Annotated in this window: 7 protein-coding genes; 4 read left to right on the plus strand and 3 right to left on the minus strand. The window is 65.5% G+C overall.

What is annotated here, in order from left to right; genetic code table 11:
• On the plus strand, positions 1-1,920 hold the full coding sequence (locus XcuCFBP2542_RS05460; RefSeq protein WP_104602599.1) for an alpha-amylase family protein: 1,920 nt from the start codon (positions 1-3) through the stop codon (positions 1,918-1,920).
• A 220-nt stretch (positions 1,921-2,140) separates the two neighbouring features.
• On the opposite strand, the gene XcuCFBP2542_RS05465 is transcribed toward XcuCFBP2542_RS05460, so the two are convergent.
• The 3 genes from XcuCFBP2542_RS05465 to rsgA all read right to left on the minus strand — a co-directional run bounded on the left by XcuCFBP2542_RS05465 (position 2,141) and on the right by rsgA (position 5,329).
• Positions 2,141-2,821 (minus strand): type 1 glutamine amidotransferase domain-containing protein, encoded by a 681-nt coding sequence (locus XcuCFBP2542_RS05465; RefSeq protein WP_104602600.1) that lies wholly within the window; start codon positions 2,819-2,821, stop codon positions 2,141-2,143.
• Positions 2,822-2,972: 151 nt separating this feature from the next.
• The gene (locus XcuCFBP2542_RS05470; RefSeq protein WP_104602601.1) at positions 2,973-4,235 is read right to left on the minus strand and encodes a flavohemoglobin expression-modulating QEGLA motif protein; all 1,263 of its coding nucleotides are present in this window, start codon (positions 4,233-4,235) and stop codon (positions 2,973-2,975) included.
• A gap of 2 nt (positions 4,236-4,237) precedes the next feature.
• Positions 4,238-5,329 (minus strand): ribosome small subunit-dependent GTPase A, encoded by a 1,092-nt coding sequence (gene rsgA / locus XcuCFBP2542_RS05475; RefSeq protein WP_104602602.1) that lies wholly within the window; start codon positions 5,327-5,329, stop codon positions 4,238-4,240.
• 330 nt (positions 5,330-5,659) lie between these two features.
• Here rsgA and tnpA point away from each other — a divergent pair, with 330 nt between their 5' ends.
• From tnpA to XcuCFBP2542_RS05490, 3 genes are all read left to right on the plus strand, one after another.
• On the plus strand, positions 5,660-5,950 hold the full coding sequence (tnpA, locus tag XcuCFBP2542_RS05480; RefSeq protein WP_146090301.1) for an IS66 family insertion sequence element accessory protein TnpA: 291 nt from the start codon (positions 5,660-5,662) through the stop codon (positions 5,948-5,950).
• Between the two features lie 2 nt (positions 5,951-5,952).
• Positions 5,953-6,285, plus strand: coding sequence for an IS66 family insertion sequence element accessory protein TnpB (gene tnpB / locus XcuCFBP2542_RS05485; RefSeq protein ID WP_276329806.1), 333 nt, complete (start codon positions 5,953-5,955; stop codon positions 6,283-6,285).
• A 20-nt stretch (positions 6,286-6,305) separates the two neighbouring features.
• Positions 6,306-6,808, plus strand: a 503-nt coding sequence (locus XcuCFBP2542_RS05490; RefSeq protein ID WP_211292980.1) for an IS66 family transposase, incomplete at its 3' end; no start/stop codon positions are given.

Below are 6,808 nucleotides of genomic sequence, written 5' to 3' on the forward strand. Positions count from 1 at the left end.
ATGAGCACCTCCCCCAACGATCTCACCTCATGGCGCGCGGCATTTGCCGCGTCGCTGGATGCAGCGCAGGCAGGCGCGCTGCTGGCGCGCTTCGATCGCCACGCAACGCGCCTGCTGGCGGCGCTGCACACGCTGTATGGCGAGCGCAGCGACTACGCGCAATGGCTCACACACTGGCTGGCTGCGCTTGGCCGCAGTGCGCAGCAGCGTCCGCAGGCGCTGCAACAGCTGGACGCAACGCGCAAACCGGGCTGGTTCGGCGAGCAGCACATGCTGGGCTACAGCGCCTACGTGGACCGTTTTGCCGGCACGCTGCAGGGCGTGGCCGAACGCGTGCCTTACCTGCAGGAGCTAGGCGTGCGCTACCTGCACCTGCTACCGTTTCTGCGCGCACGCGCCGGCGACAACGATGGCGGCTTTGCCGTCAGCGACTACGGCCAGGTCGACCCCAGCCTCGGCAGCAACGACGATCTGGTCGCGCTCACCACACGGCTGCGCGAGGCCGGCATCAGCCTGTGTGCGGACTTCGTCCTCAACCATACTGCCGACGACCATGCCTGGGCCCGCGCCGCACGGGCCGGCGACACGCGTTACCTCGACTACTACCACCACTTTGCCGACCGCCAGCTTCCCGACCAGTACGACTGCACGCTGGTGCAGGTCTTTCCGAAGACCGCACCGGGCAACTTCACCTGGATGGAGGCCACCGGGCAGTGGATGTGGACCACGTTCTATCCCTATCAGTGGGATCTGAATTGGAGCAACCCGGCGGTGTTCGGCGAGATGGCGCTGGCACTGCTGCAGCTGGCCAACCTGGGCGTGGAAGCCTTCCGCCTGGATTCCACCGCCTACCTGTGGAAGCGCCCCGGCACCAATTGCATGAACCAGCCCGAGGCCCACACCCTCCTGGTCGCGCTGCGTGCGGTGGCCGATATCGTGGCGCCGGCGGTGGCGATGAAGGCCGAAGCCATCGTGCCGATGGCCGAACTGCCACCGTACTTCGGCAGCGGCGCCGACCAGGGCCATGAATGTCACCTGGCCTACCACAGCACGCTGATGGCGGCTGGCTGGTCGGCATTGGCACTGCAACGCGGTGATCTCCTGCATCACGTCATCAGCACCAGCCCACCGCTGCCGGCCAACTGCGCGTGGCTGAGCTATGTGCGTTGTCACGACGACATCGGTTGGAACGTGTTGCAGCACGAAGCGGCAGGCAATGCCGCACAGCCGCCCTTCGCACTACGCGATGTCGCGCGCTTCTATGCCAACGAGGTGCCTGGCAGCTACGCGCGCGGCGAACCCTTCCAGAGCAGCGGCGACGGCGTGCATGGCACCAACGGCATGGCCGCGGCGCTGACCGGCATCCAGGCGGCCATTGAAAGCGCAGATGCGACAGCGCTGGCGCTGGCAGTGGACCGGCTGGTGCTGCTCTACGCGCTCGCCCTGGCGATGCCCGGTATCCCGCTGATCTACATGGGCGACGAACTCGGCTTGCCCAACGACACCCGTTACCGCCGCGATGCCGAACGCCGGCACGAGGGCCGCTGGCTGCATCGGCCGGTCATGGACTGGCAACGCGCGGCGCAACGGCATGATCGTGACAGTGTGAGTGGACAGATCTATCAGCGGCTGCACGCGTTGATTCGGCAACGTGCAGCGCTACTAGTGCTTGCTGCAGATCAATCACTGGGCAGCATCCGGTTGGCTGATGCGCAGTTGTTTGCACTGACGCGTGGCGAGAGCTTTCTCGCCCTCCACAACTTCAGTGATCGACCGCTGCACGCGGAGCTTGCGGGCAAGGTCAACGGCCGTTGGCGAGTGTTGGGAGATCGAAGCGAATCGGCTGCAGCACCACTGGGCGATGACATGCGCCTTGTACTGCCGGGGTATGCCGTGCGCTGGTTGGAACGTATTGATTGATCGATGTGGGTGCGGCGGCTTGGCTGGTGCATCGGCCGTACCCTCACCCCAACCCCTCTCCCGATGGGAGAGGGGCTTCGCACGCATTTCCACTCGAGCGGCATACCCCAACGCAGGCGGCATACCGAAGACTGCGCTGTCCCAAGACTGCGCTGTGCACGTGGCAGCAGCGATGCATCTTTCGCCACCGCTGCTGCAAAACCGCACGTCGGCCGGCGACTCAGCGCTTCAGCAGTTCCAGCAGGGTCTGCGCGGTCTTCTCCGACGACGCCGGATTCTGCCCGGTCACCAGCGTGCCATCGGCGACCACATGTTCACCCCAATCGGCACCTTTCTCGTAGCGCCCGCCGAGTTCGGTCAGCACGTCTTCCACCAGGAACGGCACGATCTTGGTCAGGCCCACGCCCTCTTCCTCACCATTGGTGAAACCGGTGACGCGGCGGCCATTGACCAGCGGCTTGCCGTCGCTGCCCTTGACCCGACGCAGTGCGCCCGGCGCATGGCAGACCAAACCATGCGGTTTGTCGGCCTTGGCAAAGGCTTCGATCAGCGCGATCGAGTGCGCGTCTTCGGCCAGATCCCACAACGGACCGTGGCCACCCGGGTAGAACACCGCATCGAAGTCGTCGGCCTTTACGTCGGCAAGACGATGCGTGCTAGCCAGGGCCTGTTGCGCGGCACTGTCCTGCTTGAAGCGCTTGGTCGCCTCGGTTTGCGCATCGGGTTCGTCGCTCTTCGGGTCCAGCGGCGGCTGGCCGCCTTTGGGCGAGACCAGGGTGATGTCGGCACCAGCGTCCTTGAACACGTAATACGGCGCGGCAAACTCTTCCAGCCAGAAGCCGGTCTTCTTACCGGTGTCGCCCAGCGTATCGTGGGACGTGAGCACCATCAGGATCTTCATCGCATTGCCTCGCGTTGTTGCCCATCTCGGGCGAGGCAGCCAGTGTGCAGTTCTGCCCGTTGCAGCATCGTGTAGAGCGCGTGGTGAGCATCGAATGTGTTCATGGATGTAGTCGCTCCATCATTGCGAAGAGGCCACTGCGTCGCACAGTTCACACATTGATCGCTGGCGGCTGCAGTTGGTCCATGCGGATGCGATTGGCGAACAACGAAAACGCCAGCATGCCGGCCAGCCCGCTGACCCGGCTCACCCACGGCGGCAGCCAGCGTGGCGCCACCAGCACACCGCTGTCGAACAGTGGCGCAAACCGCGCCACATCGCCCAAGGCCATCTTGCCAGCGAACAGATAGCGGCACAGCTGCAACTGGTCGCGCTGCAGGGCATGCCGGAAGAAGGTGTGCACCGCGACCAAACCGCGCAGGTACACCGTGTCCTTGGTGAACGCACCACCGCCATGGGTGGGTACCCCGCGAAACACCCGCTGCGCCGAGGAAAAACTCTCCGCCGCGTTCTGCCCGCCATTGGTGAAGTAGCGAAACACCTCTATGAAATTCGCGCCTGCCCGCGCCATCGCAATCGCCTCAATGCGCATACTGATGCGCTTCATGCGTTCGATATCGATGCTGCCGGTGATCTGCTCGGCAAATGTCGCCAAGCCTTCCTGTGTCGCGGTGGTGCGCGGCGAGGAAATCCCCAGGCTGGGCAGATGCAGCTGCGCGCGACCGTTGAGCGCGGTGAGCGAATGCACCAGCGCCTCATGATGGAACAGCTGCGCGCGGTCGTAATCGCTGAAGGTGGCCCCGCTGCGCAGGCGGATGCGGTGCGCGCCGGCCGCCGCCTTGGCCAGCAGATCCGGATCCAGCGTCACGGTGATGACGCGCCCTTCGAAAAAGCCGTCCAGGTCGTTCTGCAACTGCATGCGCAAGGCGGTGGCCGACACCGGCACCTGCTTTTCCGGCGCGAGCAATTCGCGGTCCAGCTCCTGCGCGATCTGGATGAAATGCCGCGCCGCCTCGCGCGTGCTCGGGCCGTTGCCCGGCATCGGGTCGTCGGGCACGCCGAACAACTGCGCCGAATAATCGCTGACCGCCGCGGTCCCCAGCGACTCCAGCAGGCCGGCGGCCAGATCCCAGCTATGGGTGGAATCGATCAGGTAGGCGCCGATCGGGTGGTGTGGATCGGCCGCTTTCGCAATTGCGGACAGCTCGCGCCGGGTATCGGCAAAATCCAGTACCGGGTACTCCACCTGCGGCAGCTCCGGCTGCCCGCGTGCCACGCTTTGCAGGAACGGCTCCTGCAGCGCGCGCGGCCAGCTCGCCAGGGCGAGCAGGCGCACACCGCGCACGGCCTTGACCAGGCGCGCATCCAGCGCCGCGTGGTGGACGATCTCCGGCGGACCCTTGCGCAATGGCATGCTCAGCGTCGCCCGCTGCGATCGACGCTGGCCGGGCGCTTGCCCGACCCCTTGCCACGGGTGTTCTGCGCCACGCGGATGGCGAGTTTTTCCGCCGCGCTGGCCACTTCCACGCGCAGCTTCATGTAGTTGGCCACTCGCTCCGGATCCAGTTCGCCAGCTGCGATCGCCGCCTGCACCGCGCATCCCGGCTCGGCGATATGCGCGCAGTCGTTGAAACGGCATTGCGCCGCCAGCGCCTCCACATCGGAGAAGCCGCCTTCGGCCAGATCTTCCTCGCCGGTAGGCTTGAGTTCGCGCATGCCGGGTGTATCGATCAGGCAGGCACCGGTGGGCAACGGAATCAACGCACGATGCGTGGTGGTATGCCGGCCACGCGAATCGTTCTCGCGCACCGCGTTGGTCTTCATCTTCTCGGTGCCCAGCAAGGTATTGGTCAAGGTGGACTTGCCCGCACCGGACGAGCCCACCAGCACCGCGGTACGCCCATCGCCCAGCCACGGCCGCAAGGCCGCCACGCTGGCCGGATCTCGCGCATTGACCGCACGCAACGGAATGTTCTGCGCCTCCAGCTCCTCCAGCACCGCCAACGCATCCTCGGCGTACTCGGTCTGGTCGGCCTTGGTCAGCACCACCACCGGCTGCGCACCGCCGCCGCCCACCAGCAGCAGATAACGCTCGATGCGGCGCGGATTGAAGTCCGCATCCAGCCCGCACACGATGAACACCGTATCGATATTGGCCGCGATCACCTGCTGGTGGTAATGCTCACCGGCCGCCCCGCGCTTGATCGAGGTGCGCCGCGGCAGCAAGGCCACGATGCGCTTGCCCTCCATCAGCACCCAATCGCCCACCGCCGCCCGCTCATGGCTGGGAAAGCGCGGACGCTGCCACTCCGGCAACGACTCGGCCTTCAGGCTTGCCTCCGGCGTATCGGCCACCACATAGCCGGTGCGATGCTGCTCCACCACCCGCGCCGGCAATGCCTGCGGATGCGCAGCGAAGATCGCCTGCCAGGCGGCCTCCTCGGGAGGACCAGGCCAGGGCCAGCCGATGGATTGGAGGGTGGGGTAGTCGGGGGATGTGTTGCTCATGGGGCGATTCTACGCCCACTGCTATTTGCAAGGCCCGCGTGTCACCCACGGATTCCGCACCGGAACTGTCATCGATGCAGTCCCCGCCCAGTCAACCGGCACGATCCGCCGCCCCACATCCAAGGCGGCAGCGGGGGCCGGCTGGTGCAACCGCAATGACTCGAACGACTGGCCGCAGAGTGAAGGAGTCTTGGGACGACGAAGATCACCCCGCAGATCGATTTCCCCTCCCGCAAATATATAAAACTATTGTAAGCGTCCGCCAACCTCACCTATACAAGCAGCCAGCAGCCCGTTGGGATATCGCGCTCTTCCCAACGGATCTCCCTGATGTCTTCAAAGCACGATGATTGGTCCCACCGCATTGCTGCCTGGTCCGCCAGCGGCGCCATGCCATCGGCGTGGTGCCGCGAGCACGGCGTCTCGTTGAGCAGCTTCACCTACTGGCGCGGCAAACTTGCAGCGTCTGCAGCACTTCCAGCCACGCTACCGCTGCACATCACCCCCGCCGTCCCCACGACCAGCGTGGAGATCCGTCTCGCCGGTGGCATCAGCCTCAGCGTGGCGGCCGGCGATCCGAGCTGGCTTGCGCGTCTGCTGCGCGAGCTTGGTGCGTGCTGAGCGTGTCGGCGTGGCATCTTGTCACCGCCCCGGTGGATCTGCGCTGTGGCATGGATCGGCTGTTGCTGCAGATGCAGTCAGTGCTGGATCGCCCCGTGGCCGAGGGCGAGGCCTACGTCGTCGTCAATCGCGCGCGTAGCCGCCTCAAGGTGCTGTGCGTTGATCGTCATGGTGTCTGGCTGTGCGCGCGCCGGCTGCATCAGGGACACTTCATCTGGCCGCGTGTGGGCGATACCGCGTGGACCTTGAGCGCTGAGCAATGGGTCTGGTTGTGCGTGGGCGTGGACTGGCAGCGTTTGTCCATTGCACCAATGGCAGGTGTGCGTCAGCTGTAACCCATGGCATCGTGGCGGACATGGACCTGTCCGCTCTCGATACCATTGATGATCCCAAGGCGCTGCGCGCCTTGCTGGCGACCGCGCACACCACCATTGAACGTCAACAGGCGTTGATCGATACGCGCGAACGCACCATCACCCTGCGCGATGCGCAGATCGCCGCGCTCACCGCCGAGATCGCCCGCCTGCGCCGGCTGCAATTCTCGGCCAAGACCGAGCGCATGGACCCGGACCAGCGCCAGCTGTTCGAAGACACCATGGCCGCCGATATCGCCGCAGTGGAAGCGCAGTTGGCCGCGCTCCAGGCCGAGGGCGAGACCGCAGCGGTGACCCAGAAGCGTCGGCGTGCAGCAAACGCCGGGCGCAAGCCGTTACCCGAGCATCTTGAGCGTGTAGAAACCCGGCATGAGCCGGCCAACTGCAACTGTCCGCAGTGCAACAGCGCGCTGGTGGCCATCGGCGAGCATGTCAGCGAGCGTCTGGCCTGCAAGCCGCTGGAGTTCTACGTCAAGCGCGATGT

This window comes from Xanthomonas cucurbitae (assembly GCF_002939885.1).
GTDB lineage: Bacteria > Pseudomonadota > Gammaproteobacteria > Xanthomonadales > Xanthomonadaceae > Xanthomonas > Xanthomonas cucurbitae.

Bases quoted from the DNA above. Each gene is read 5' to 3' on its own strand.
- XcuCFBP2542_RS05460 (WP_104602599.1), top strand. From the start codon at position 1: ATGAGCACCTCCCCCAACGATCTCACCTCATGGCGCGCGGCATTTGCC.
- XcuCFBP2542_RS05470 (WP_104602601.1), bottom strand. From the start codon at position 4,235: ATGCCATTGCGCAAGGGTCCGCCGGAGATCGTCCACCACGCGGCGCTG.
- tnpA (WP_146090301.1), top strand. From the start codon at position 5,660: ATGTCTTCAAAGCACGATGATTGGTCCCACCGCATTGCTGCCTGGTCC.
- rsgA (WP_104602602.1), bottom strand. From the start codon at position 5,329: ATGAGCAACACATCCCCCGACTACCCCACCCTCCAATCCATCGGCTGG.
- XcuCFBP2542_RS05465 (WP_104602600.1), bottom strand. From the start codon at position 2,821: ATGAAGATCCTGATGGTGCTCACGTCCCACGATACGCTGGGCGACACC.